Consider the following 24,878-nt stretch of genomic DNA (forward strand, 5'->3'; position numbering starts at 1 on the left):
CATGGCCGATAAAGACCGCTGAGAAATTCGTCGAGGACGCACTTGGTTTCTTTGACGCTACGTTGACCTGCATATCTAATGAGAAAACCCCACAACCATGATCTCTGCATTTCGCAACTTCTTTAAGTCAAAGATCGGCCTCGCGATCACATTCGTGTTTATCGGGCTTATCGCTCTCGCATTCGCGGCGTCGGATATGTCCGGCAGTCTGGCGGGGAGCGTTTCCGGTGGTGACCGGGTAGCCGTGGTTGGAGATGAGAGGATCTCGACCAACGAATTGACCAGTAACACGCAATCGGCCCTGCGCCAGTTGCGACAGGAAAATCCGACAATTACGATCGAGCAGCTAATCGAAGAAGGCATCTTCGAGCAGGTTCTTGGCCAGATGATCGACCGTTACGCCATCGGCGCCTACGCCGAAGAGAACGGATTGAGAGCTGGGGAAAACTTGGTCAACAGCGAGATTTTGCAGTTCCCTGCATTCCGCGGTGCAAGCGGGGACTTTGATCAGGCGGCTTTTCTCGGCGCATTGCAGCAACAGAATATCTCCGAAAGCGATTTCCGCCGTGATTTGGGCGATGGACTTCTGGCGCAACAACTGCTCGCCCCTGCATTTGCCGCGCCGCAGATGCCGGCCAAAGTTGCCAAACACTATGCAGCGCTGGTTACAGAGCGTCGCGAGGGTAAAATTGCTCTGATCCCCAGCTCCGAGTTTGCGCCAAGCGGTGATCCATCATCTGAACAGCTGACGAAGTTCTACGATGACAACCGCGCCCGCTATGTTCGCCCTGAACGTCGAACAGTGCGCTACGCGGCTTTTGGAGCAGATGCGATCACGACTAGCACCACGGCAACAGCAGCGGACATCAAAAACCGCTATGATGAAAATCCGGAGCAGTTCGCCGCAAGCGAAACGCGCAGCGTAACCTCTTTCCTGGTCCCTACCAAAGAGGCCGCAGACGCGATTGTTGCTCGAATTCGCGGTGGAACGTCGCTCGAAACGGCCGCCGCTGAGGCAAACTTCAATGTGTCATCGGTTGAGGATCAGACCAAAGATCAGGTTTCTAGTGCGTTCAGCGCGGAAGTCGCTGATGCTGTATTTAAGGCCCCACGTGGAGGCGTCGCCGACCCCGCTCGAAGCGCTCTGGGTTTCTATATCGCCCGCATCGACAATGTGACGTCAACGCCAGCCCGTTCACTGGCCCAAGCAACTGAAGAGCTTAGCAGCCAGATTGAAACAGAAAAAAGGGCTGCGGCCTTGGCTGATCTCAGCGCGAAGATTGAAGAGGAGCTGGATAACGGTTCAGCTCTGGTTGAGGTCGCCAACAAATACGACCTTGATGTCGTTACCAGCGCGCCTTTGCTTGCAGATGGACGCGTATTCGGACAGCCGAACACACAAGTTCCCGAGCCCCTGCGTCCGACGCTGTCGACCGCATTCCAAATGGACGAAGGCGAGCCGCAGCTGGCCCCATTGATCCCCGGTCAGCAGTTTGTGGTGTTCGATGTTCAAGACATTCAAGAAGCAGCCGCTCCGCCATTGTCTGACATTCGCGAACGGGTTGTCGCTGCGTGGCGCCTTTCTGAAGGAAGCAAAAAGGCCAAAGCAGCTGCCAATCGCGTGCTCGAAGCGGTTCGTGGCAAATCTTCGCTGGCCGAGGCGCTGGCCAAAGAAGATGGCTCTTTCCCGCCAATCGACGATGTGAATTTGGCGCGGCAGGAACTGATGACGCAGACCCGCAACAACATCCCGCCGCCATTGGTGTTGATGTTCAGCATGGCTGCCGGTTCAACCAAGCTCCTTGAAGCTCCTGCCGATCAAGGCTGGTTTGTCGTCGATCTCGACTCGATTGAGACAGAGCTGCCGGACGAGGATGACGAAGTGCTGACTAACACGCGCCAGCAACTCGCCCCTGCGCTGGCACGCGAATATACCGAGCAGCTGACCCGTGCGATCCGCGATTCCGTGGGTGTTGAACGCAATGAAGATGCGATCAACGCAGTCCGCGAGCGCCTTCTTGGCAACACCTGATAAGCGAGGCAGCGCCCCCGCGTGACCGAAACACTGGGATCCACAGCCACTCTGCAAAATGCGGATGAAGCCTTTCGCGCGTTGAGCGCGGGGCGACCGTCGCTGGTGTGGCAAAAAGTCATTGCAGACAGCGACACACCAGTTGGCGCAGCGCGGCGCCTAATTGTGCCCGGCCGAGGCGACTTCTTGCTGGAGTCGGTAGAAGGCGGTGAGGTTCGTGGCCGCTACAGCCTTCTTGGGCTCGATCCTGATCTCGTGTTCAGAGGACAAGGATCTCGGGCGGAAATAAACGCCAACTGGCATCAAGATCGCGAAGCCTTTCAGCCATGTGAGCAAGACGCGCTGACCGAGCTCAGGTCGCTGTCAAAGCTCTGCCAGCTTGATGTGCCCGAGGCCCTGCCCCCTGCCCTTGCCTGCTTGGTGGGTTATTTCGGCTACGAGACAATCGGTCTGGTTGAGAGCCTTCCGCGTGCCGCACCGAGCGAATTGGATTTGCCCGATCTGCTGTTCGTCCGCCCGACTATCATTCTGGTGTTCGATAGCCTGAGCGACACGCTTTTCTGCGTGGCGCCGATATGGGAGGCAAGCGATCCCGAAGTGGCAATTGAGCGGGCAGGCGATAAGATCGCCGAAACGCTAAGAAGTCTGACGAAACCCCGCCCAGCGGAGCCGCGTTTACCCGGAACGGCGCAAGAGCCGGAGCTTCTCCCGACATTGGATGGCGAAGACTACAAGGCGCTGGTGACGCGCGCGAAGGATTACATCCTGGCCGGAGACATCTTTCAAGTCGTGCTGGCCCAGCGCTTCACTTGCGATTTTGAACTGCCACCGTTGGCGCTTTACCGCGCCCTGCGGCGTGTAAACCCTTCCCCGTTCCTCTATTTCCTCGATTTGCCGGGATTTGCCATCGTCGGATCAAGCCCCGAAATCCTCGTGCGGGTGCGCGATGGCGAGGTAACTATTCGTCCGATCGCAGGAACCCGTCCGCGTGGCGCGACACCCACTGAGGACAAGGCGAATGAAGCTTCCCTAATCGTTGATCCCAAAGAACGGGCCGAGCACCTGATGCTGCTCGATCTGGGCCGGAACGATGTCGGCCGCGTAGCGGCAAAGGGCAGTGTGGAAGTGACTGACAGCTTCGGCATCGAACGCTACAGCCATGTTATGCACATTGTCAGCAACGTGGTGGGCCAATTGGCCGACGATAAAGACGCGCTCGATGCCCTGTTCGCGGGCTTTCCGGCGGGCACAGTATCGGGCGCACCCAAGATCAGAGCCTGCGAGATCATCGCCGAACTGGAGCCTGAAACACGCGGTGCCTATGCAGGAGGTGTCGGATATTTCGCACCAGACGGTTCGGTCGACAGCTGTATTGTTCTTCGCACAGCCGTGGTGAAGAACGGGACCATGCATGTGCAGGCAGGCGCCGGCATCGTCGCCGACAGCGATCCGGACTACGAACTGGCAGAATGTCGCGCAAAGGCTGGCGCTTTGATCGCTGCGGCGAAAGAGGCCGTGCGTGTGGCTAGCGAACCGGAGTTTGGCCAATGAAGCGGATGATAGCGCTTGCCACCGTGCCTCTCGCCTTGACCGCTTGCGAACAGCAGCCGGAAGGCGAGCCGATTGTGCGCTCCAATCTCGACGGATCGGAAGTCGAATCGGTGTCCGAACCGGAGCCCGAGGCAACCGAAACCACCGAACTGGAAATGGCATCAGCATGTCGCGAAGCCGAGTTTGAAGGCGTATCCCTGACGCATTGCATCGCTGACCCAGCACAGCATCGCATCAAGACCGCGTTTCAGCAGCGTGGAGGCGCGCGCTACGGATCAATCGCAGGATATGCGCAGACAGTCGACAAGACATCGATCGCCTTCGCAATTAATGCAGGTCCCAATGGCGATGGCGGCAAACCACGCGGATACTACGTTGAGGACAAGGATCGCATCGTTGAGCTGAACCTTGGTGACGGAGACAGCAACTTCTTCCTCAAGCCCAATGGCGTGTTCTTCGGCACCGGTGGGACATGGCGGGTTCTGGCAACACCCAGTTTCTACTCCACCGTCGGTGATCGTCCTGAATTCGGAACGCAATCTGGCCCGATGCTGGTTGTAGACGGCAAACTGCATCCGGAAATCTCCGAGAATGGTCCGTCGCGCAGCGTGCGCAGCGGAGTCGGCGTAACCTCCGATGGCAAAGCGCATTTCGTTATCAGCAGCGATCCGCTCAGCTTTGGCCAACTAGCCCGTTTCTTCCGCGATGATATCAAAGCCAGAAATGCCCTGTTCCTGAACAGTGGCAGCTCTACCCTTTGGGATCCGGCCAAAGGACGGCTCGACCAAGGCAGTGTTGGCGCCATCATAGTTGTGACCAAGAAAGCATCCTGACATGACCGAACGGCGCACGCTTTATCCTGAAATTGAACCCTATGAGACCGGCATGCTCGATGTCGGTGAGGGACATTCGCTGTATTATGAGCGGGTCGGCACCCCTGGTGCAAAACCAGCGGTCTTCCTTCATGGCGGCCCCGGCGGCGGCATGGCGCCCTCGCATCGCCGCCAATGGGATCCAGAAAAGTACGACGTCGTGCTGTTCGACCAGCGGGGCTGCGGCAAGTCGATGCCTTTTGCCGAGATCGAGAACAATGACACATGGCGCATCGTCGCCGACATTGAGCATCTGCGCGAGCATTGCGGGTTCGACACATGGCAGGTGTTCGGTGGCAGCTGGGGAGCCACCCTCGCCCTCGCCTACGCCCAGCGGCATCCTGACCGTGTTTCCGAGCTGATATTGCGCGGCGTGTTCCTTGCTCGCCAGAGTGAGAAGAAATGGCTGTACGAATATGGGGCCAGCGAGATCATGGCCGAACAGTGGGACAGCTTTAGCGGTCACATTCCGGAAGCCGAGCGCAGCAACCTCGTCAAAGCCTATTATGACCGCCTGACGAGCGAGGATGAACCCACGCGTCTGGCGGCGGCGACGCAATGGTCGCTGTGGGAGGGATCAGTGGCAACGCTGCTGCCCAACCCCGACCTTTTGGCTGAGTTCGAAGACCCGTCAAAAGCGGTCCCCTTTGCGCGCATCTGCGCAAAATACTTCCTTCAGGACTTCTTCCTCGAAGACGGTCAGCTTTTGCAAAATGCGGACAAGATCGCCGACATTCCCGGTATTATCGTGCAAGGCCGCCACGACGTGTGCTGCCCGCCGACATCCGCCTATGCGCTGTCCAAAGTCTGGTCCAAAGGCGATCTTTGGATCATCCACGATGCCGGCCACAGCGCGGGAGAGCCGGGCATTGTCGACGGTTTGATACGAGCAACAGATCACTTCGCCAAGGCAGCTCAATGATCCTCGTTATCGACAATTACGATAGCTTCACCTTCAACCTTGTCCATTATCTTTTGGAGCTGGGTGTCGAGGTGCGGGTGGAGCGTAATGATACGATGTCGGCCAATGAAGCCTTGGCCACAGGTGCGGCGGGCTTTCTGATTTCACCCGGACCGTGTACACCCAACGAGGCGGGGATCAGCCTCGATCTCGTTGCCGCCTGCGCAGACAGCGTAAAGCCGCTGCTTGGCGTGTGTCTCGGCCATCAAAGCATCGGCCAACATTTTGGCGGCAAAGTTACACGGGGCGGGTTGATGCATGGCAAAACCTCGCCGGTCACGCATGATGGGACAGGCGTGTTTGCGGGTATCCCCTCGCCCTTCACCGCAACGCGCTATCACTCTCTGATTGTTGAAGACATTCCCGATTGCCTCGCGGTTAACGCTCGCTCGGACGATGACCATGTGCAGGGCTTCCGTCATACAGAACTGCCCATCCACGGCGTCCAATTTCACCCTGAAAGCATCGCAACTGAATACGGTCACGCGCTGCTTGCCAATTTCCTAAACATCTGCGGCATCGAAGCGCAGCTGCCCGAACGAGTGAAACCATGAAGACACTCCCCCTCGCCGTCCCTCACATGAGTGAAACCGAAGCCGAAGAGGTGTTCGGCTGGATACTTGATGGCGAAGCGAGCGAAGAAGAAATCGCGCGCTTCCTGCTGGCGATGACGGAGCGCAGTGAGACCGCCGAAGAAATTGCAGGCGCAGCGCGTGCGCTTCGTGCCCGGTTAATCCCGATAGAAGCCCCAGACAACGCCATCGACTGCTGCGGCACTGGCGGTGATGGCCATCACACGCTCAACGTCTCGACTGCCGTAAGTCTTGTCGTCGCAGCGTGCGGAGTTCCGGTCGCCAAACACGGGAACCGCGCCGCCTCCTCAAAATCGGGCGCGGCGGACACCCTTGAAGCCCTCGGTCTCGATATGGACGCAGCTGGACGTACGGCCGAAAAGACGCTGGCGGAAATCGGGATCTGTTTTCTCTTCGCAAAGAACCACCACCCCGCAATGGGCCGTATTCAGCCCATTCGCCAAAAGCTGGGCAAGCGGACGATCTTCAATCTGATGGGGCCATTGTCGAACCCTGCTGGGGTCAAGCGTCAGCTTATCGGGATCGCCCGCCCGGGTTATGTCCCGATCTATGCCGATGCCAAAGCGCGGCTCGGCACAGAGCGTACGTTTATTGTTTCGGGTGATGAGGGCCTTGACGAGCTTAGTCTCGCCGGCGGGAACGAGCTTGCCGATGTAGACGGCAACGATTTTGCGATGCGACGGGTCGACGCGTCACAGATTGGATTAGAGCATGCGCCGGTTGAAGCCATTCGTGGCGGTGAAGCGGATCACAATGCGAAGGCTCTGAAGGCTCTACTTGAAGGTACCCCGGGCGCGTACCGTGACGCGGTCATATTCAATGCTGCAGCAACTCTGGTAGTGTCGGGCAAGACTGATGATTGGGGTGAAGGCGCTTCGCTTGCCGCAGAGGCACTCGACAGCGGCAAGGCTGGTAAACTCCTCGCGGACTGGATTGCGCTGGCACAATGAACAAGCTCGAAGAAATCTGCGCTACCAAGCGCGACGAGGTTGATACACGCAAGCAGAAGGTCTCAACTGGTGATCTGCGCGCCATGGCACGCGAACAGTCCGCTCCCCGCGGCTTTGAAACGGCATTGCGCGCTGCATCAGAGACCGCCTTTGGTCTGATCGCGGAGATTAAGAAGGCTAGCCCCTCTAAGGGCCTGATTAGAGAAGACTTCCGTCCTGCAGATCATGCCCGTGATTATCAGGCTGGTGGAGCAACGTGTTTATCAGTCCTGACCGATGCGTCATACTTCCAAGGGCATGAGGAATACCTCATCGCCGCGCGCAATGCCTGTGACCTACCAGTGCTGCGCAAAGACTTTATGGTCGATCCGTGGCAGTGCCTGGAGGCGCGCGCCATCGGGGCGGATGCGATCTTGATCATTGTTGCCGCGCTCGAGGATTCGGCAATGGTCGAGATAGAAACGGCGGCCGCTGAACATGGCATGGATGTCTTGATCGAAGTCCATGACGAGCAAGAGCTCGAACGCGCGGCCAAGCATCTTAAGTCCCGCCTGCTCGGGGTGAATAACCGCGATCTGAAGACCTTCACCACTTCGCTCACAACTACCGAACGGCTCGCCCCACTCGCCCCAGAGGGGGCATTGCTGGTCGGCGAAAGCGGCATCGCCTCGAACGATGATTGCGAGCGGCTGGCAAGGTCGGGCGTGCGCACATTCCTCGTTGGCGAAAGTCTTATGCGCAGCGATGACATAACCCTTGCCACACAAGAGCTGCTTGGCGCACATTCTGCTGCATGAGCGACCTTACACATATCGGCGAAGACGGTGCGGCGCGCATGGTCAACGTCGGAGGTAAAGCGGCCACCGAACGTGTAGCCATTGCATCGGGCCGGATACGGATGTCGCCCGAAGCACTTGCCGCTATCAGAGACGGAGATGCACCCAAAGGCGATGTTCTTGGCACCGCCCGTATCGCCGGGATCATGGCCGCCAAAAAGACCGGTGAGTTGATCCCGCTTTGCCACCCGCTCGCGCTCGATGCCGTGAATGTTGAGTTTGCGTTCGAAGAGGATGCCGTGCGCGCCACAGCAACCGCTTCGCTGACTGGCAAAACCGGGGTTGAGATGGAGGCAATGGTGGGAGTCTCCACAGCGCTGCTGACCATCTATGATATGGCCAAAGCTATCGATAAAGGCATGGTCATCGATGCTGTTCGCTTGATCGAAAAGCGCGGAGGCAAGTCGGGACACTGGAAAGCGGCTGAATGAGCGCAATGCTCACTCTTGAGGAAGCTTGGGAACGGCTGCTGGCGCTGGCGCCGAAGAGGCATTCGGCAAGCATTGGCTTGATGCCAAACGCGCCGCCGCGTTACCTAGCTGAAGATGTTGTAGCCCGGCGCACTCAACCGCCCGCCGACCTGTCCGCTATGGATGGCTATGCCCTTGCGGGTGAACACGGCCCGTGGAAACGAGTGGGAGAAAGCCGCGCTGGTTCTCCTTATGAAGGGGCACTCCAAGCTGGCGAGTGTGTGCGCATCTCTACCGGGGCACACATGCCTCAAGGTGCTGACCGCGTGCTTATCCAGGAGAACGCAACGGTCAATGGAGACACCGTTGCAGCTCAGGTTATGCCCGGTCCCGGCAGCCATGTCCGCGCAATGGGTTTTGACTTCGGATTTGGTGACACCGTGCTTCGCAAAGGAATTCGGGTCACACCTGCCGTCCTCGCGCTTGCAGCTTCATCGGGGCAGCATTCCCTATCAGAGGTCGAACCGCCATCAGTGGCCGTGCTGGACAGCGGAGACGAGTTGGTAAGACCCGGCGATCCCTGCGAACCGCACCAGATCCCAGCAAGCAATGGGTTGATGATAGGCGCAATGGTTTCACCCTATGTGGGTAGTGTTGAGCAGCTCGGTCCCGTGCCTGATGATGAAGTCGCTCTGGCAGCCGCTCTCGATAGTGCCGCAGAAAATCACATCCTCATCACCTCTGGCGGGGCGTCAGTCGGTGACCATGATCTGATCCAGACGGCGCTGGAGGACTGGGGTGCAAAAATCGACTTTTGGAAGGTCGCTATCAAGCCGGGTAAACCGTTGTTGGTCGCTACGCGCGTGGATGAATTGGGCACGCAAGTCATCCTAGGCCTACCGGGCAATCCAGTCTCAAGCTTCGTGACCTGCTTTCTCTTCGCCCTGCCCCTGATACGCGCATCAATGGGTGATCCTGACCCTTTCCCAAAACACCAAACACTGATCTCATCAGAGGGTCTCCCGGCTACGGGCGGCCGCCGCGAGTTCCTGCGTGGTATCAGCGATGGTGCCAATGTCAGGCTTGCTGGTTCGCAGGACTCGAGCGCCTTGCGTTCAATGGCACTAGCCAACTGCCTTATTGATCGGCCTCCCAACTCGCCGCCGGTGAAGGCTGGTAAACCGGTTCAGGTGTTTAACCTCCAGAATGGCTGAATTCTGCGGGTTTGCGGGCCATAGCCGCTTGACTCACCGGATCATGTTGCCTACTTGTTCCACATTCGTTCACCATATCGGCGGGCGAAACAGTGCGGCAAAGCACCCAATTCTCGCTTGAGAGTGGTGCCTCTTGGCGCGCGCCAAGTGTGATCCTGTGCGGCGGGGTGCAAAGTCATACACCTTGCATCCCATGTCGCCCGAGGGAGGTTATCAATGCTGACAGCAAAGCAGCACGAATTGCTCCGCTTCATCCAGCAACGGTTGGAGGAGTCGGGAATTTCACCCAGTTTTGAAGAGATGAAAGAGGCTCTTGATCTCAAGAGTAAATCCGGCGTGCACCGCCTGATCTCTGCACTAGAAGAACGCGGCTTCATTCGCCGCCTCGCTAATCGTGCGCGGGCACTTGAAGTTATCAAAATGCCCGAAGATGCGACACCAGCGCCTCGCGCAACGCGTGCTGCCAATGATGTGGTTGCTCCGATAACGCCACCGACGACAGCGCCGGCGCCAGCGAATGACGTGATTGAAATCCCGCTGCATGGCCGAATCGCTGCCGGTGCGCCGATCGAAGCGCTTGAAGGACAGAGCTCGTTGCCGGTTCCTGCAGCATTGCTTGGCCCGGGCGACCACTACGCGCTCGAAGTGTCAGGCGACTCCATGGTCGATGCAGGCATCTTTGATGGTGACTTCGCTTTGGTGAAACGCACCGAAACCGCGCGCGATGGCGAGATTGTCGTCGCTCTGGTGCGCGGAGAAGAAGCTACCCTGAAATACCTCCACAAGGATGGCGGTCTGGTTCGGCTTGATCCAGCCAACGCCTCCTATGATCCGCAGGTCTACGGGCCTGATGAAGTGCAGGTTCAAGGTAAGCTTGCTGGGCTCTTGCGCCGTTACCACTGATTGCGTGAGCGCGGGGATACGGGGTCAGTCGCTCTCCCCGCGCCACCACCCATGATCTCCCTGCGACGCGCCGACACTGGTGACGGTTTCGGACCCCAAATCGACCGCTAGGCCACCTTCTTTAGCTAACAAACGGCGATCAGCTTTCAGCCATTTCGGCTTGCAAGAGCGCGGCAGGTAGCGGTTAGCCACAACGATATCACTGCGTTCACAAGCCGCGGCTAGCGCCATCTCTTCAACCAGATCACGGTTACGCGCCAACAGCAGCGTCCAATCACGGCCTCCTCGCTCCAACGTTACAACACAGAATTGAGGTGAGCAGTCAGCCCCGCTCCATTCAGAAATAGCGATAGGCTCGGAAGACACGCTCGAAAGCTCGAGAAGGTTGTCTCGCGCATAGCTTGACCGGCTATCTCGCAGCGAAACGAGGCGCGCGGATCCGTCTGGATCGTCAAGCACTATCCCAACGTGCCGCCCTTCCCTCCCGATTAGGAGATCGGGAACTGGGGTGCTCAACAACATGCCCAAAGCAATCGCAACGGGTATGGCAGCAAGCAACCGCGCGCGCCTCTGCCATAGGGCGAGCCAAAGCCCCCCTGCGATAAACAGGGCTATGGTCGTCCAGGTCATTTGTGGCATCAGTTTCACCGCGCCGGGTTGGCTTGATGTGAAGTGGGCTATACCCAATAGGATTTGCAGTGACTTCTCGACCAGCCACCAAGCTGGCGCGCCGAGCCCGACCAGATCGAGCACCAATCCTATCGCGATCAACGGCATTGATATGAAGGTGACCAATGGAATGGCGAGAACATTGGCAACGGCGCCGTAAACACCCGCTCGATGGAAGTGGAACAAGACGATCGGCATCAGCGCGATTTCGATCACCAGGCCGGTGATGAAGAGCATCCACACCCGCCTGCTAACATGGCGGGACCATGGCTCTTCGCGCGGCGCGAGGAAGGCCTTCACCCGATCACTCGTGTGCAAGGCTACGATCGCGAGCACCGCGGCAAAGCTCATCTGAAAGCTGGGCCCGACCACACTCTCAGGCCAAAGCAGCATGACAACGCCGGCGGCCACCGCAACCATCCGCAGGGACAACGCATCGCGTCCCATGGCCAATGCGACAAGCACCAGCATGGCCGCAACACAAGCCCGCACTGTCGGCACCTGAGCGCCGGTCAGAAGCGTGTATGACACGCCGGCTATTGCTCCCACCGACGCAGCTATCAACGGCAGCCTGACACGCAGTACCAAGGCGGGGAAGAGCGCGAGCAGCTTGAGCGCGACAAAATAGGCAGCAGCGATCACGGCACTGACATGCAACCCGCTGATCGCGAGAAGATGGGTCAGACCTGCATCCCGCATCGCCTCCTCATCTTCCTCACCAATTGCACCGCGATCACCGCTGGCAAAGGCGGCGGCGATGGTGCCGGGTGATCCGTCCACCCGCTCGCGCACGTGCCCTGACAGAGCTCTCTGAATGGCGGCTATGGTGCCATCTTGGCTGGCAGGTTCGATCAACTCGACCTTGCCCAGCACGCTCCCTGTTGCGGCCAGACCCTTGAACCACGCTGCACGGGCGAAATCATACGAGCCGGGCAACATCGGGCTTGCGGGCGGCATCAACCGTACACGCGCTCGCACTACTGCGCCGTCAGCCATAGCATCGCTGGCCTTTTCCAAGGTCACATTGACGCGGATCTTCCTGCTTTGCGCGGTTTCGGCATCGCGCACCGCCAGAGTTAGGCGGATCCGGTCATCTGCCGGTTGATCCTCACGGTCCAGGACGTAGCCCTCAATGCGTTCGATCGTCGGGCGATCAATCGGCTCCGCTCCAACCATCTCCGATCGCACCCAAATAACCGCGATCCCTGCGGCGAAAACCAATCCAACCGCCACAATCGCCTGGCGCAGATGTGCACGGTCATCCACTCCCCGCCAAACTGCAATTGCGCTCAATGCCGAAAGAAGTCCGAAGGTGATTGCGGCGATCCATTGCCATTCGGTCTTCAAACCGAACCATGCCAAGATCCCGCATCCAAAAGCCACGGCCAGCCATGGCGCACGGTCAAAACCAGCACCACCCAGGAACCGCTCAGCAGTAGAGGTTATTCGCCTGAAGGAAAACACCCCTGCGCTGGACAAGTCCGCCCCGCTTTGCCAAGGGCGCAGCACGGATTTACGTTGCGGTGCAGCATCGGGGCCCGAAACGCCCTCGGTATCGTCCCCCATCGGAATGATTGGCGTATCGCGCACTGCCTTGCCCCCTTTATGGCGCGGCAAAGAATTGAAGAGGATTGAAGAGGTTATGGCAAGCGAAAGCGGCACAAACGAGGCGAATGGCGCCGGCACAGTGGTCACCCGTTTTGCCCCCTCACCCACCGGTTTCCTGCATATTGGTGGTGCGCGCACGGCCCTGTTCAACTGGCTTTACGCGCGTCACCATGGTGGCAAAGCGCTACTTCGGATCGAAGACACTGATCGCAAGCGCTCTACGCAGGAAGCGATTGATGCCATTTTGGACGGTCTTGATTGGCTCGGCCTCGACTATGATGAAGAGCCGACATTCCAGTCCAAGCGCGCAGATCGGCACGCCGGAGTTGCCCACAAACTGCTCGAAGCCGGCCACGCCTATAAGTGTTTTGCCACACCCGAAGAACTCGAAGAAATGCGCGCCGAGCAGCGCGCCAATAAGCAGCCGATGCGTTATGACGGCCGTTGGCGCGATCGCGCCCCCTCAGAGGCACCGGATGGTGCACCGTTCACCGTTCGGATCAAGACCCCGCAAGAAGGCGAAGCCACAATCGAAGATTGTGTTCAGGGCCGCGTGTCAGTCAAGAACGAAGAAATCGACGACTATATCATCCTGCGCGCTGACGGTACGCCGACTTATATGCTCGCCGTGGTGGTCGATGACCGCGATATGGGCGTAACCCATGTGATCCGCGGAGACGATCACCTTAACAATGCTTTCCGTCAGCTGCCGATCTATCACGCGATGGATCAGATCGAAGGAGGATGGCCTGAGCCGGTCTATGCACACGTCCCGCTGATCCACGGTCCAGACGGAGCGAAACTGTCTAAACGGCACGGAGCTTTGGGTGCAGAATCCTATCGCGATGAGTTCGGCATCCTGCCCGATGCCCTGTTCAACTACTTGCTGCGTCTTGGGTGGGGTCATGGCGACCGCGAGGAGATCAGCCGCGCGGAAGCGATTGAGCTGTTTGATCTGTCCGGTGTCGGCAAAAGTCCGTCGCGGTTTGATATCAAGAAGCTTCAGAACCTGAATGGACATTACATTCGCGAAGCAGATGATGCGTATCTTGCAACTTTGGCAGCATCACACCTGTCTGATGGTGCAGATTTGGCACTGTTGGAGCAGGCAATGCCAGCCTTGAAGTCTCGGGCAAAGAATGTGCAAGAACTTGCTGAAGGTGCAGGGTTTTTGTTTGCGAAACGCCCTCTGGAGATGACCGAGAAAGCGGCCGGTTTGCTCGATGATGAAGGCAAGGCAAGAATTCGTCATGTTTACGACAAGCTTGCCAGTGAAAATAACTGGACAATCGAGGCTCTCGAAGCCACTACGAAATCGCTAGCCGAAGAACTGGGATTGGGCTTCGGCAAGCTCGCGCAGCCTATGCGCGCGGCATTGACCGGGACGACAACGTCCCCCGGTATTTTCGATGTTCTGGTCCTCTTGGGACGGGAAGAAGCCTTGGCACGCCTCGACGCCCAAGCGGCATGAGCGCGAGCCTTTGATGGCAGGGATTGAGCAGGAGACACTTTGTGGCTGATAAGCACGCCAAACTCGAACTGGGCGGTGAGACGTACGACCTTCCGATTTTTGAAGGAAGCACGGGTCCCGACGTTGTCGACATCCGCAAAATGTATGGCGCGACCGGTGCCTTCACTTTCGATCCCGGCTACAAATCAACTGCGAGCTGCGAAAGTGCCCTGACCTATATTGACGGTCAGGAAGGTGTTCTCCTCCACCGCGGTTACCCGATCGGCCAACTGGCCGAAAACTCCAGTTTTATGGAAACCGCCTATCTCTTGCTGAACGGCGAGTTACCGTCGGGCGAAGAACTGGGTGACTTCGAGAACACCATCACCCGTCACACCATGCTGCATGAGCAGCTGATGACCTTTTACAGCGGCTTCCGTCGTGATGCGCACCCTATGGCTATCATGTGCGGCGTAGTTGGCGCCCTCTCGGCCTTCTATCACGACAGCACGGACATCTCTGATCCTGAGCACCGCAAGATTTCGTCGCATCGCCTTATTGCTAAGATGCCGACGATTGCCGCTGCGGCCTATAAGTACTCGGTCGGTCAGCCATTCATGTATCCGGACAATTCGCTCAGCTACACGGGCAATTTCCTGCGCATGACCTTCGGCGTTCCTGCAGAGGAATATGAGATCCACCCGGCCATCGAGAAGGCAATGGATCGCATCTTTATCCTCCACGCCGATCACGAGCAGAACGCTTCGACCTCGACTGTGCGTCTTGCCGGCTCTTCGGGCGCCAACCCGTTCGCCTGTATCGCAGCAGGTATCGCATGTCTCTGGGGACCCGCACACGGCGGCGCCAATGAAGCGGCGCTCAACATGCTGAAAGAGATCGGCACGCCTGACCGCATTCCTCACTACATTGAGCGTGCCAAGGACAAGAACGATCCGTTCCGCCTGATGGGTTTCGGACACCGCGTCTATAAGAACTATGACCCGCGTGCGACCGTGATGCAGAAGACTCTTCGCGAAGTGTTTGAAGCGCTCAAAACCACCGATCCGGTATTCGAAACCGCGCTGCAGCTCGAAGAAATCGCTCTGAACGACGATTACTTCAAAGAGAAAAAGCTGTTCCCGAATGTGGACTTCTACTCGGGCATCATCCTGTCATCGGTTGGCTTCCCGACAACGATGTTCACTGCGCTGTTCGCTCTCGCCCGCACCGTGGGCTGGGTCGCGCAGTGGAACGAAATGATCTCCGATCCAGGCCAGGTCATTGGTCGCCCGCGTCAGCTCTACACTGGCCCGACACAGCGCGATTATGTGCCTGTTAGCGAGCGGTAAGCTCACAGCAATTTACTGCTTTTGGAAAGGGCGGCGTCTTCGGACCCGCCCTTTTTACTTGTCGTGACGCCGGAGCTCCAAGCGGAATTCCGCGCCTTCGCCCCCGGCATTGGCAACCATCAGATCGCCGCCCATTGCAAGTGCAAGCTTGCGTGAGATGTAGAGGCCGAGCCCCGAACCACCGTCATTGTCGCGTCCAAGCCGCTCAAATTTGTCGAAGATCCGCTTGGCCTGTTCTTCCGAAACGCCGGGGCCTTCGTCTCTTACAGAGAGAATCGCCTGGGATGAGGGGCCCTCTTCTACACTCACGCTGACAGTGCTGCCCTCGGGCGAGTAGGAGATAGCATTCCCGATCAGATTGATCGCAATCTGGAGGATGCGGCGAAACTCGCCACTGGCCACTTTGGAAGCTTGCTCAGGCTCTGGAACACGGAGTGCTATCGATCGGGCCTGAGCTCGCACACCCAGAATGCCGGCGGCGCGGCGTGCGACGTCATTCAGGTCGACTGCCTCGCTAATCGTCGAGAAGCCGGGCGCTTCGACCGCTTCCAGATCAGTCAAATCGTCGAGCATACCCGCCAGATGCTGCCCGGCGGAGGCAATGTTGCCCGCATAATCGCTGTACTCAGCGCGTAATGGACCTGCGAGCCGCGCGCGCATTGTCTCTGCATTGGCAATCACCCGCGCAATGGGTTGGCGTAGAACTGGCGTCAAAGTGCTACCGACTAGGCCTGAGCGCATCGCATCTTCACCCAGTCCATCGGAACCGTGAGAAATTTGTCCCAGAGGCTCCTCTGGAACCAGCAGCAGTTCGAAGCCACGCGGCAATTGCTGTTCGGTCCCTAATGGCAGAAGACGTGCTTTCCATTTCCGGGAGGAGCCTGGCACTCGGCACTGCGCACCGTCGAGAAGCCGCCAGTGCATAGGCTGTTGATGCGCCACACCCTGCAGTTCGACGTATTTCGACCATGTTGCGCCGGGATCCGACTGCACGATCTGACGGAGCTCGTCCCCGTCCGCTGCGCCGAAGCTCCAGATTTGCGCCTTTTGACTTTGGTCCAATCGCGCTGTGATCTCCGCTGAAGCACGATCCACGTCATCGAGTAGCGAGGCGGTGGACGCCGAGTCTTCTTCGGGCTGAGGATAGGTTTGCCATTGCTCGATCAGGACTTCGCAGCCCCCACCCATATGCTCTTCCAAAGGGCTGACGCGCACGAAACCGCGCACAATCTCTTCGCCATCAAACGCTGAGAACTCGCGCGCAATCTTCAGGCCCAACTCCCGCCCTTGCTTAACCAAGGCAAGAAGCTCTGGAACGGCCAGCGTACCCGGCAACGTCCCGCCGCAGCGCGCATGCAGATCAGCCAAAGGCTCATCGGCGGTCAACAGACGATCGGCGTCATCCGTCAATCCGCGCGCAGCAAGCAGAGAAGTTTGGCCAGTGTGCATCGCGCTGCCTTAGCTCACTCCGCGCATCGGCGCATTAGTAAGGATCGCGAGTGCCCGTGCGGGGGATAGATCGCTCAATCCCGTGGGAAGCATCTCACTGGGCTCGATCAGGGCAAACTGGCGCTCAATGGCGTCCTCGTCCAATCCGGCCGCGCGCAGGCTTATGGCAAGCCGCGCACCCTGCCGCTCTTGGCAGGCCAATGCTGCAAGCTCACGCGGTTGTTTCGTCAGAGTGCTGAGCGCAGTGGCGAAAATAGCCATTCCCGCATGTTCGATGTCCAAAGCGGCACGAGCACCCTCACCCATACCCGCAACAAGCCGTGTTAGGAGCCCCACACGCGTCGTGCTTTCATCGTAATTGCGCTTGAGCTTCGGCACGACGTGGTGCGATCCCATCTCCTCATTCTCGGCAAAGAAGCTGGCACAGCGTCGCACAACGAGATTAAACAGTTCGGCAGGAAGCTCATAAATGGGCATCTCCATGCGCCGCTGGCTTTGCATGAAGCGAGATTGGGCCGCCATTGTGCTCATGGCCAGTTCTGCGGTCTGCGGTTGCTCGGAACCGATCAATTCTTGGAGAAGCGGCCCTAGAACCGGGTCGATTGACTGCGATGTCTCGAACCGTTCCGTCAGGCGTGCTTCCATCGCTGCGGCATAGAGATGGCTTAGGATTGCGCTGTCCGATGCAAGGAAATCTGTGAGCTGATCAACACTGCTGGAATCCGGTACCGAATTGGCTCCTTTCCCGTCTGCGGCCATCAAGACCTGCCGCGCAATATCAGAAAGCATGCCACCAACCCGGGCGACAACGGCCTCGCTAACCAAGGAAAAACCCGAACTGGATAGGAGGTGCGATAAGATGGGGGCCACGCCGCCCAGAGCTTTTGCGCCTTTCGCAAGCTCTTTGCGAAGGATGATTTCGACGCGCGGAATTGCCGTCTGTTGAGTGTCCATCTTGCCCATGGCGCCGCCTTAGAGCGTTACAGTTAAGCCACGGTTAGCTTAATTGCCCCTGCCGCGCAGCAAATTGTACGCAAGTGCCCCCATTCCGAACAGGATAAGAGCCAAGGATAACCACCCCGCAAAAGCAGAGATAGCAAAGATAAGCAGATGTGCTGGGCGATCACGCCAGAAAGCAGCGAACTGCGGCTCATTCGTTTGCGAAGCAATCCGGGTGAGACCAATTGCGAAAACAGGTAAAGCCATCTTCTCAATCGGAGCGGTTTCCGGACCAAGGGCAGCGATCAATCCAGCAATGCACATGCTATCAATAAATATCGATATTACAGTGTCATAAACTCTTTTCTTAGAAACTTTCCTGAGATTGGATTGAAGTCTCGCCGAGCTCGAAGCAATCTGACCAACCAGTGCGCTCACCGCCAAGGCCAACAAACCAATCGCTGGTTGCTCAAACCAGAATAGCAGCATTGCGATTAGAGCCACCAAACCCATGGCCCCGGCAATCATGCCCGAAGATAGGTCAAGATCGCTGCGAACCAGTTTCGACGTCGCGACCCTGCTCAGCGCAATCGAAGGCCCACTCCACCTCATATCACCCAAATGCTTGGCCAACAGTCGATTTTCGCGCTCTGCAAGGACTTTTGGCGCCATCGCAATGAGACCGTGCGCTGTCTCCTCGGGATCAAGAGGCATGGCCTTGCAAACAGCGCCGTCTTGCAGGGCTAGCCTGAGAAGTAGTGACATAACTTCGCCATCTGGCGGACAATCGGCCAGTTTCTGGACGGTCGCCGAGCCAACTACAGCAATGCCGGCCCAATGCCGCGAAGCATCAATGCGCTCAAATTCATCTGGGTGTTGAATCGCGCTGTTCGCATCTGATGAGAGCGTTAGCACTTGCGCGGCAAGCCGATCGCCTCGCACTTCAATCATACTGGGATCGAGCGACTGAGTAAGCAATCCATCCAAAACCATCACAAGCTGATCACCGGACCGCAGCAGTGCGAGCACTTGCATGCTGCTGCGCGCCAGATGAAACTCCAGCCCGTCGGCCTCCAACTCACGCTGTAGCGCGAGCAAATCCGGAGAAGGCGTCTCGCTGAGGCATATGATCCGCTGACAACCCAGCTCGCGCGCAAAGTCAGCTTGCCACGAAAGGATGCTGCGCCCCGCCATCTTGGCCAGTGCGCGAAGATCACCTTTATCGCTATGCCTTTGTGCAGATAAAAGCGCCGTGCGCACCGCTAATTCTCCCAACGTCACATGAGCGTAGGAGTGAAATCCGGCCCCGTTCAAGCAGACAGCGGTGAAATGTTCGAAATTTTGCCCCGATTGGGCAGTTGTCAGAAGCTGGGATTGCCCGAAAAGCGCTCCAGAACAGCCTCAATATCGCGAATTGCAGCCGGTTCACCCGGGGCGGAATCCAATGCGTGTTCCGCCGCCAAGAGGAGATCCTCAGCGTGAAAACTGGCTGCAAGCCCTTTCAGGCGCATCGCGGCAACGTTCCAGTTTCCATCACAGCGAGACCGCTTGAGCAAGTCTAACTGTTTGGAAGCGCTCTCTAAAAACGCACTGCGCAGCTCACCCAGCAGTGCAGAATCATCGCCTGCTGCAGCGGCCAACGTGGCATCAAGGGCTCCGGCTTCGTAAACCATGGAAATGCCAATAAAACACTTCAGGTTAAAGCGGGGTTTATCCTGTGGCGTCCTGTGGTATCCCCGCGCCATGACCGGAGGAAAACATATGCGCGCCGTCGGTGACGAAACCGATGCGAACGCAGAGAGCCCCGCTGAAGGTGAAACCCCTGCAGCGACCGATCAGCTTGATCAAAGCGTTGACGATCTCATCGGGAGCGATGACGCTGTCTTCGAAGAGGACGAATACCCAGAGGAAGCCTACACCGCTGGACCCAGGCGGGAATGGGTCGCTCCGGCGATTGCTGGCCTTTTTGTCCTCGCTTGGACCGGATTTTATGGCTGGGCCATGCAAAGCACCCTGGACGGGATCGGAGGGGCTGGTCCCGCAGATTGGGTCCGCCTGATCATTGACTGGGCAATCCCAGTTGTACTGATTGGCATGGTCTGGATGATCGCGATGCGCAATTCTCGCGCTGAAGCGTCACGGTTCGCCAAATCTGCGGCTCTGCTCAGTCAGGAGAGCCAAGAGCTTGAGGGCCGGCTTACGATTGTAAATCGCGAGCTGAGCCTTGCCCGCGAGTTTCTCGCGGCGCAATCACGCGAGCTCGAATCGCTGGGTCGCATAGCTTCGGAGCGCATATCCACCCATGCAGGCGAATTGCAGCAGTTGATCATGGACAATGGCGCGCAGGTCGATCGCATCGGATCGGCAAGTGAAAGCGCCCTCGCCAACATGACAAGCCTGCGTGATGACCTGCCCGTTGTCGCGACATCAGCGCGGGATGTAACCAACCAGATCGGCAACGCAGGCCGCACCGCCAAAGAGCGGGTCGAAAATCTTGTGGCCGGTTTCGAACGGCTCAATGAGTTTGGGAAAGCGAGCGAGACGCAAGTTGCCGCGCTCGGCACTCGTATCGAGGAAATGCTTGGCGGTTATCAAGCGCAGCTCGGTCAAATCGACACGTCGATCAACGAACGCTTCGATGCTCTCAAACAGGATGCCGAAAGCTATCGTGTCACTATTGATGACAATGAAGCATCTGCCCTCGAGCAGATGCGGAGCCGTATTGGCGAGCTTCAGTCGGAAACCGCTTCGCTTGCCGAAAGCATGAAGGAGGCCGAGCAAGAAACGTCCGCGCAGATGAGCGCGGCTATTGAGCGTCTCCAAGGCGATATGAAAGCGATGGTGCAATCCGTCGTCAAGCTGGACGAGCAGGCTGCTTCTAGCTCACGCGAACGCATCAGCCAGTTGCATATACAGGCTGGCAAATTCGATGAAGAATTGCAGAAGCGCGATCAACGCGTTGTCGAAGAAGTCGAGCGCCGTCAGGCCGAGTTCGAAACTCGTGAAACCCAAGCCAGCGAACTGTTGGCGCTACGCCTTGCCGAGTTGGACGAAGCGTTGGAAGCACGTCGTGAGACCCAGATGGCCGAAACCGCCAAACTGGTCGAGCATGGACGCGAGATGACGAATGAGCTTGAAGCATTCAATGCGCTGATTTCGCAGATCAACGAATCCAGCGAGAGTGCTCGTGCTAGCTTGGGCGAAGGGCTGAGCGCGTTTGAAGAAGAGCTCGCCGCGAAACGGACCGCTCTCGTTGAGACCGAGGACCAATTGGCCTCAGTCACCGAGGCAAGCATTCGTCTTCTCGAGATCATTCAGTCGGGCGCCAAGCATAGCCGCGAGGACCTGCCCGAGGCGATAACATCTGCGTCAGATGCGCTGACGTCGATCGAAGAGCGCACCAGCGCGGTTAATCTATTGATGATGCAGACCGCAGAGAGCGGCCACGCGCTGAGCGATTATGTGCTCAAAACTCAGGCCGATATCGAGACGGCGGATGGCTCACTGGACGCGGTACAGGCCAAGCTGAGCGAGCAAGCCGACGACACAATGGCCAAGCTGCAAGGCCTGCGCAGTCGCCTGTCGCAATTCTCCGAGGAAACGGAAGGACTGGCAACAGAGAAACAAGGGCAACTTCGCGATGCACTTGCGGAGCTGGAGCAGGCGACCACCCAGTCCTTCGCTGCACTCGACACCGGAGCACGGGAACGTGTTCAGGCGCTTGCCGGTGACCTGAGCAACGAAGCGCTGCAAGCGCTTGAACGAGGCCTTCGAAACGAGACCGCGGAGACCATTGGTGCTCTCGAACAGGCCGCCTCACATGCATCTGGAGTTGGTCGTGAAGCGACGGTCCAGCTGCGCGATCAGCTGTCGGCTGTGAACGAGCTGACCGGCAATCTCGAACAGCGCATCACCCGGGCGCGTGAACTGGCCGAAGAGCAAGTGAACAATGATTTTGCACGGCGAATGGCTCTGATCACTGACAGCCTTAATTCAAACGCCATCGATATCGCGGGTTCGCTCTCGACCGAAGTGACCGACACCGCTTGGGACGCCTATCTCAAAGGGGATCGTGGCATCTTCACCCGCCGCGCAGTGCGCCTTCTCGATAGCGGCGACGCGAAGGAGATCGCGGACCTGTATCAGGCCGATGAGGCGTTCAAGAGCAATGTCAGCCGCTACATTCACGACTTCGAATCTATGCTTCGCTCCATGCTCTCGACCCGTGATGGCAACGCGTTGAGCGTTACCGTGTTGGGGTCGGATATGGGCAAGCTCTACGTCCTGCTTGCACAGGCAATTGAGCGTTTCCGCAACTAGTCGCGTGGGCCGATCTCAACGGGTGGTTCGGGCAGAATGTCGATGTCATCTACGGTGATCCAGCCATACTCGTAGTTGAGCACGTATAGGGTGGTCAGGACGGCCGCGACTATCGTCGCGCGACTCACGATCTTTCCCGGGCGGAATTTGCTTGGCGCGCTTTCCGCCTGTCCGGGCACAAGTTCCTCGCCTGTTTCTTCAGCTGTGCGCACGCCGAATGGGAGCATGACGAAGGCGGACATCACCCAGATCAGGAAATAGATCGCAAGGATACTGGTCCACTGCATCAGTTGGTTGCTCCCGGCATAACTACGCGAACCTGAGGGCTCTTGCCCGACCAGCGCCGCGCCGCACGTCGAGCAGCAAGGCGGGCGGCCTCATGCACCTGAGCGGGATCCTGAGCGTCGCGGCCGCGCAATTTGCCTATGGCCTTTAAGATATCTTCCTGCGTTTCCTCGATAAATTCTGGCAGGTCTTCATCAAGTGGGAGTCCGAACATCTCAATGTAAGGGCGTGCAGCCTTGGCCAGCACAACGACCATAGCCCCCTCGCCCGATATGCGGCGGCGCATGGTGATCGCATCGCCGTCCGCTGGCGCGATGATGTCGCCATCAAGCACAAGTCGTCCGGTTTCGATCTGCCCGATGCGCTGTGGGTGGCCGGGTGCCAGTTTCACGATGTCGCCGTTGGACTGGACAATGTTGTCAGCAATGCCGCACGCTTTGCCCACCCGCGCCTGCTCTTGCATGTGCCTCATTTCACCGTGCACCGGCACGAGGATTTCGGGTCGAAGCCATGAATAGAGCGCTTCAAGCTCGGGGCGCCCCGGATGCCCGGACACGTGAATAATGCTCTGGCGATCCGTGACCATTTCGATCCCGCGCTCGGCCAAGCGATTCTGCATCTTGCCGATCGCGATCTCATTGCCCGGTATCTGACGTGATGAGAACAACACCACGTCGCCGCGTGAGAGCTCTAGCGGATGGTTTTCCTCTGCAATACGTGAAAGTGCCGCGCGCGGTTCACCCTGCCCGCCGGTGGCGAGGATCAGGACTTCGCCGCGCGGCAGTCGCATGGCTGTGTCGAAATCGACGGGCTCGGGAAAGTCCCCGAGATAGCCATTGTCCTGCGCAACTTCGATAATGCGGTCGAGCGAGCGGCCAGCGATGCACAAATGCCGCCCCGTCTCGCGTGCTACCTCTCCGAGGATTTGCAGGCGCGCAACGTTGCTGGCGAAGGTTGTCACGAGCACACGCTTGCCATCGTGGCGCGCGATTTCTTCCATCAGGCCGCGATGGACGGCTCCCTCGCTGCCAGACGGGTTCGGGTTGAAGACATTGGTGCTGTCACACACCAGCGCCAGCACACCTTCGTCACCGATTTCGCGAAGTTCTTCCTCGGTGGTCGGCTCACCGATGATCGGCTCTTCGTCAAGTTTCCAGTCACCAGTGTGGAACACGCGACCATACGGCGTGCTGATCAACAACGCGTTGCCCTCGGCGATAGAGTGCGCAAGCGGCAGATAGGTTACCGTAAACGGTCCAATACCGATCTGGCCGTGATCTTCAGGGATAATGTTCAGCTCGACATCGTCCTGAAGCCCCGCCTCTTGCAGCTTGCGCGCAACCAGATCGGCGGTGAACGGCGTCGCATAGAGCGGCACGCCAAGCTCGCCCGCGAAATAGGGAACGGCGCCGATATGGTCCTCATGCCCATGGGTCAGGACAATGCCGAGCAGGTCCTTGGTGCGTTCCTCGATGAAATCCAGATCGGCAAACACCAGATCAACGCCGGGATATTCCCCGCCAGAGAATGTCATGCCCAGATCGACCATTAGCCATTTGCCGTCGCACCCATACAGGTTGACGTTCATGCCGATCTCGCCCGAGCCGCCCAGCGCAAGGAACAGCAGCTCGTTTTCAGGTTGGTAGTTCTTTTTCACGTGTTCTCGATGTTCAAATGGTCTGAATCAGATACGCTCACGCACCCGCTTGGGTTGCGAGGATCGACAGACCTTGAATGGTCAAATCTGCATCGACATAGTCAAAGATGTCAGTGGCATCATCAAACAGGATCGCAAGTCCCCCTGTGGCCACAACCTTGGTCGGTCGACCAATCTCGGATTTCATGCGTTCGACAACACCTTCCATCATCGCAACATAGCCCCAAAACACACCAATCAGCATCTGATCTTCCGTGTTGCGGCCAATCACACTGCGACTTTCCGGTGCGCGGATAGCGATGCGTGGGAGCTTCGCGGTCTTACCCACAAGTGCGTCAAGCGAGAGATTGATACCGGGCGCGATCGAACCGCCTTTGTAAGTCCCATTGAAATCGATCGCTTCAAACTTGGTTGCGGTTCCAAAGTCGAGGACGATCAGATCACCTCCGTACTTGTGATGCGCGGCTAGGATGTTGAGCGCGCGGTCGGCGCCAAGTGAGCTGGGTTGGTCCACATCGATCTGGAATGGCCACGCCGCTGCACCCTGCCCCGCAATGATCGGCGTTTTGCCGAAATACTTCTGCGACAGGACCGTGAGGTTATGATCCGCCCGCGGCACCACCGAAGCGAAGATGATTTGAGTGATCTCTTCCTTCGCGACGCCTTCGATGGCCAGTAACTGCATCAGCCAAACGGCGTACTCGTCACCCGTCCGGCGCGGGTCCGTGGCAATGCGCCACCGCGCGCGCACATCGTGCCCGCCCTCGCCATTTGGCTCGAAAAGCGCGAATACAACATTTGTGTTTCCGACATCAGCAGCGAGCAGCATA

21 protein-coding genes are annotated in these 24,878 nt (G+C 58.2%); 13 read left to right on the plus strand and 8 right to left on the minus strand.

The genetic code is table 11. The features are described from left to right. Positions 1-97 precede the first annotated feature (97 nt). The 10 genes from AC0V6K_RS14440 (at position 98) to lexA (ending at position 10,322) form a co-directional block, all read left to right on the plus strand. Positions 98-2,032: a peptidylprolyl isomerase gene (locus tag AC0V6K_RS14440; protein ID WP_472623433.1), complete on the plus strand. Its 1,935-nt coding sequence runs from the start codon at positions 98-100 to the stop codon at positions 2,030-2,032. A gap of 21 nt (positions 2,033-2,053) precedes the next feature. Further along, positions 2,054-3,583 (plus strand): anthranilate synthase component I, encoded by a 1,530-nt coding sequence (trpE, locus tag AC0V6K_RS14445; protein WP_472623435.1) that lies wholly within the window; start codon positions 2,054-2,056, stop codon positions 3,581-3,583. Beyond that, positions 3,580-4,416 (plus strand): phosphodiester glycosidase family protein, encoded by an 837-nt coding sequence (locus AC0V6K_RS14450; RefSeq protein WP_472623437.1) that lies wholly within the window; start codon positions 3,580-3,582, stop codon positions 4,414-4,416. The genes trpE and AC0V6K_RS14450 overlap by 4 nt, the downstream gene beginning before the upstream one ends. Position 4,417: 1 nt before the next feature. After that, positions 4,418-5,377 carry a prolyl aminopeptidase gene (gene pip, locus AC0V6K_RS14455; RefSeq protein WP_472623439.1) on the plus strand — a complete coding sequence of 320 codons (960 nt, stop codon included), beginning with the start codon at positions 4,418-4,420 and terminating at the stop codon, positions 5,375-5,377. After that, a complete protein-coding gene (locus tag AC0V6K_RS14460; protein ID WP_472623441.1) occupies positions 5,374-5,970 on the plus strand; it encodes an anthranilate synthase component II in 597 nt (198 codons plus the stop codon). Before pip ends, AC0V6K_RS14460 begins: the two co-directional genes overlap by 4 nt. Next, positions 5,967-6,959, plus strand: a complete 993-nt coding sequence (gene trpD / locus AC0V6K_RS14465; RefSeq protein ID WP_472623443.1) for an anthranilate phosphoribosyltransferase — start codon at positions 5,967-5,969, stop codon at positions 6,957-6,959. Before AC0V6K_RS14460 ends, trpD begins: the two co-directional genes overlap by 4 nt. Next, the gene (gene trpC, locus AC0V6K_RS14470; protein ID WP_472623445.1) at positions 6,956-7,756 is read left to right on the plus strand and encodes an indole-3-glycerol phosphate synthase TrpC; all 801 of its coding nucleotides are present in this window, start codon (positions 6,956-6,958) and stop codon (positions 7,754-7,756) included. Before trpD ends, trpC begins: the two co-directional genes overlap by 4 nt. Continuing rightward, positions 7,753-8,226: a cyclic pyranopterin monophosphate synthase MoaC gene (moaC, locus tag AC0V6K_RS14475; protein WP_472623447.1), complete on the plus strand. Its 474-nt coding sequence runs from the start codon at positions 7,753-7,755 to the stop codon at positions 8,224-8,226. Before trpC ends, moaC begins: the two co-directional genes overlap by 4 nt. Beyond that, on the plus strand, positions 8,223-9,419 hold the full coding sequence (locus tag AC0V6K_RS14480; protein WP_472623449.1) for a molybdopterin molybdotransferase MoeA: 1,197 nt from the start codon (positions 8,223-8,225) through the stop codon (positions 9,417-9,419). The genes moaC and AC0V6K_RS14480 overlap by 4 nt, the downstream gene beginning before the upstream one ends. 216 nt (positions 9,420-9,635) lie before the next feature. Then, positions 9,636-10,322: a transcriptional repressor LexA gene (gene lexA / locus AC0V6K_RS14485; RefSeq protein ID WP_472623451.1), complete on the plus strand. Its 687-nt coding sequence runs from the start codon at positions 9,636-9,638 to the stop codon at positions 10,320-10,322. Between the two features lie 24 nt (positions 10,323-10,346). Here lexA and AC0V6K_RS14490 read toward each other — a convergent pair whose 3' ends face one another. Further along, on the minus strand, positions 10,347-12,581 hold the full coding sequence (locus AC0V6K_RS14490) for a ComEC/Rec2 family competence protein (RefSeq protein ID WP_472623453.1): 2,235 nt from the start codon (positions 12,579-12,581) through the stop codon (positions 10,347-10,349). Between the two features lie 52 nt (positions 12,582-12,633). Between AC0V6K_RS14490 and gltX the strand changes: the two genes are divergently transcribed. Next, positions 12,634-14,070: a glutamate--tRNA ligase gene (gene gltX, locus AC0V6K_RS14495; protein WP_472623455.1), complete on the plus strand. Its 1,437-nt coding sequence runs from the start codon at positions 12,634-12,636 to the stop codon at positions 14,068-14,070. Between the two features lie 41 nt (positions 14,071-14,111). Continuing rightward, positions 14,112-15,398 (plus strand): citrate synthase, encoded by a 1,287-nt coding sequence (locus tag AC0V6K_RS14500; RefSeq protein WP_472623457.1) that lies wholly within the window; start codon positions 14,112-14,114, stop codon positions 15,396-15,398. A gap of 54 nt (positions 15,399-15,452) precedes the next feature. On the opposite strand, the gene AC0V6K_RS14505 is transcribed toward AC0V6K_RS14500, so the two are convergent. From AC0V6K_RS14505 to AC0V6K_RS14520, 4 genes are all read right to left on the minus strand, one after another. Next, positions 15,453-16,847, minus strand: coding sequence for a sensor histidine kinase (locus tag AC0V6K_RS14505; RefSeq protein WP_472623459.1), 1,395 nt, complete (start codon positions 16,845-16,847; stop codon positions 15,453-15,455). A 9-nt stretch (positions 16,848-16,856) separates the two neighbouring features. Continuing rightward, positions 16,857-17,801 (minus strand): hypothetical protein, encoded by a 945-nt coding sequence (locus tag AC0V6K_RS14510; RefSeq protein ID WP_486172680.1) that lies wholly within the window; start codon positions 17,799-17,801, stop codon positions 16,857-16,859. Between the two features lie 48 nt (positions 17,802-17,849). After that, the gene (locus tag AC0V6K_RS14515) at positions 17,850-19,061 is read right to left on the minus strand and encodes a hypothetical protein (RefSeq protein ID WP_486172681.1); all 1,212 of its coding nucleotides are present in this window, start codon (positions 19,059-19,061) and stop codon (positions 17,850-17,852) included. Positions 19,062-19,147: 86 nt separating this feature from the next. Further along, positions 19,148-19,459 (minus strand): Hpt domain-containing protein, encoded by a 312-nt coding sequence (locus tag AC0V6K_RS14520; RefSeq protein ID WP_472623465.1) that lies wholly within the window; start codon positions 19,457-19,459, stop codon positions 19,148-19,150. Positions 19,460-19,547: 88 nt separating this feature from the next. Between AC0V6K_RS14520 and AC0V6K_RS14525 the strand changes: the two genes are divergently transcribed. Then, on the plus strand, positions 19,548-22,106 hold the full coding sequence (locus tag AC0V6K_RS14525; RefSeq protein ID WP_472623467.1) for a coiled-coil domain-containing protein: 2,559 nt from the start codon (positions 19,548-19,550) through the stop codon (positions 22,104-22,106). Here the strand turns inward: AC0V6K_RS14525 and AC0V6K_RS14530 are convergent. The 3 genes from AC0V6K_RS14530 to AC0V6K_RS14540 are packed head-to-tail and all read right to left on the minus strand — an operon-like array spanning position 22,103 to position 24,877. Further along, positions 22,103-22,393 carry a DUF1467 family protein gene (locus AC0V6K_RS14530; protein WP_472623469.1) on the minus strand — a complete coding sequence of 97 codons (291 nt, stop codon included), beginning with the start codon at positions 22,391-22,393 and terminating at the stop codon, positions 22,103-22,105. The two genes, AC0V6K_RS14525 and AC0V6K_RS14530, sit on opposite strands and share 4 nt — an antisense overlap. Next, positions 22,393-24,048 (minus strand): ribonuclease J, encoded by a 1,656-nt coding sequence (locus AC0V6K_RS14535; RefSeq protein ID WP_472623471.1) that lies wholly within the window; start codon positions 24,046-24,048, stop codon positions 22,393-22,395. The genes AC0V6K_RS14530 and AC0V6K_RS14535 overlap by 1 nt, the downstream gene beginning before the upstream one ends. Before the next feature lie 37 nt (positions 24,049-24,085). Next, on the minus strand, positions 24,086-24,877 hold the full coding sequence (locus AC0V6K_RS14540) for a type III pantothenate kinase (protein ID WP_472623473.1): 792 nt from the start codon (positions 24,875-24,877) through the stop codon (positions 24,086-24,088). Between the last annotated feature and the right edge of the window lies 1 nt (position 24,878).

Source organism: Erythrobacter sp. S43, from assembly GCF_057364955.1.

What these genes read in the sequence shown, in the direction of transcription:
- moaC (WP_472623447.1), top strand. Translation starts at nt 7,753, where the DNA reads ATGAGCGACCTTACACATATCGGCGAAGACGGTGCGGCGCGCATGGTC.
- AC0V6K_RS14510 (WP_486172680.1), bottom strand. Translation starts at nt 17,801, where the DNA reads ATGGACACTCAACAGACGGCAATTCCGCGCGTCGAAATCATCCTTCGC.
- AC0V6K_RS14540 (WP_472623473.1), bottom strand. Translation starts at nt 24,877, where the DNA reads ATGCTGCTCGCTGCTGATGTCGGAAACACAAATGTTGTATTCGCGCTT.
- lexA (WP_472623451.1), top strand. Translation starts at nt 9,636, where the DNA reads ATGCTGACAGCAAAGCAGCACGAATTGCTCCGCTTCATCCAGCAACGG.
- AC0V6K_RS14520 (WP_472623465.1), bottom strand. Translation starts at nt 19,459, where the DNA reads ATGGTTTACGAAGCCGGAGCCCTTGATGCCACGTTGGCCGCTGCAGCA.
- AC0V6K_RS14440 (WP_472623433.1), top strand. Translation starts at nt 98, where the DNA reads ATGATCTCTGCATTTCGCAACTTCTTTAAGTCAAAGATCGGCCTCGCG.
- AC0V6K_RS14530 (WP_472623469.1), bottom strand. Translation starts at nt 22,393, where the DNA reads ATGCAGTGGACCAGTATCCTTGCGATCTATTTCCTGATCTGGGTGATG.
- AC0V6K_RS14505 (WP_472623459.1), bottom strand. Translation starts at nt 16,847, where the DNA reads ATGCACACTGGCCAAACTTCTCTGCTTGCTGCGCGCGGATTGACGGAT.
- gltX (WP_472623455.1), top strand. Translation starts at nt 12,634, where the DNA reads ATGGCAAGCGAAAGCGGCACAAACGAGGCGAATGGCGCCGGCACAGTG.
- AC0V6K_RS14480 (WP_472623449.1), top strand. Translation starts at nt 8,223, where the DNA reads ATGAGCGCAATGCTCACTCTTGAGGAAGCTTGGGAACGGCTGCTGGCG.
- trpC (WP_472623445.1), top strand. Translation starts at nt 6,956, where the DNA reads ATGAACAAGCTCGAAGAAATCTGCGCTACCAAGCGCGACGAGGTTGAT.
- AC0V6K_RS14450 (WP_472623437.1), top strand. Translation starts at nt 3,580, where the DNA reads ATGAAGCGGATGATAGCGCTTGCCACCGTGCCTCTCGCCTTGACCGCT.
- AC0V6K_RS14525 (WP_472623467.1), top strand. Translation starts at nt 19,548, where the DNA reads ATGCGCGCCGTCGGTGACGAAACCGATGCGAACGCAGAGAGCCCCGCT.
- pip (WP_472623439.1), top strand. Translation starts at nt 4,418, where the DNA reads ATGACCGAACGGCGCACGCTTTATCCTGAAATTGAACCCTATGAGACC.
- trpD (WP_472623443.1), top strand. Translation starts at nt 5,967, where the DNA reads ATGAAGACACTCCCCCTCGCCGTCCCTCACATGAGTGAAACCGAAGCC.
- AC0V6K_RS14460 (WP_472623441.1), top strand. Translation starts at nt 5,374, where the DNA reads ATGATCCTCGTTATCGACAATTACGATAGCTTCACCTTCAACCTTGTC.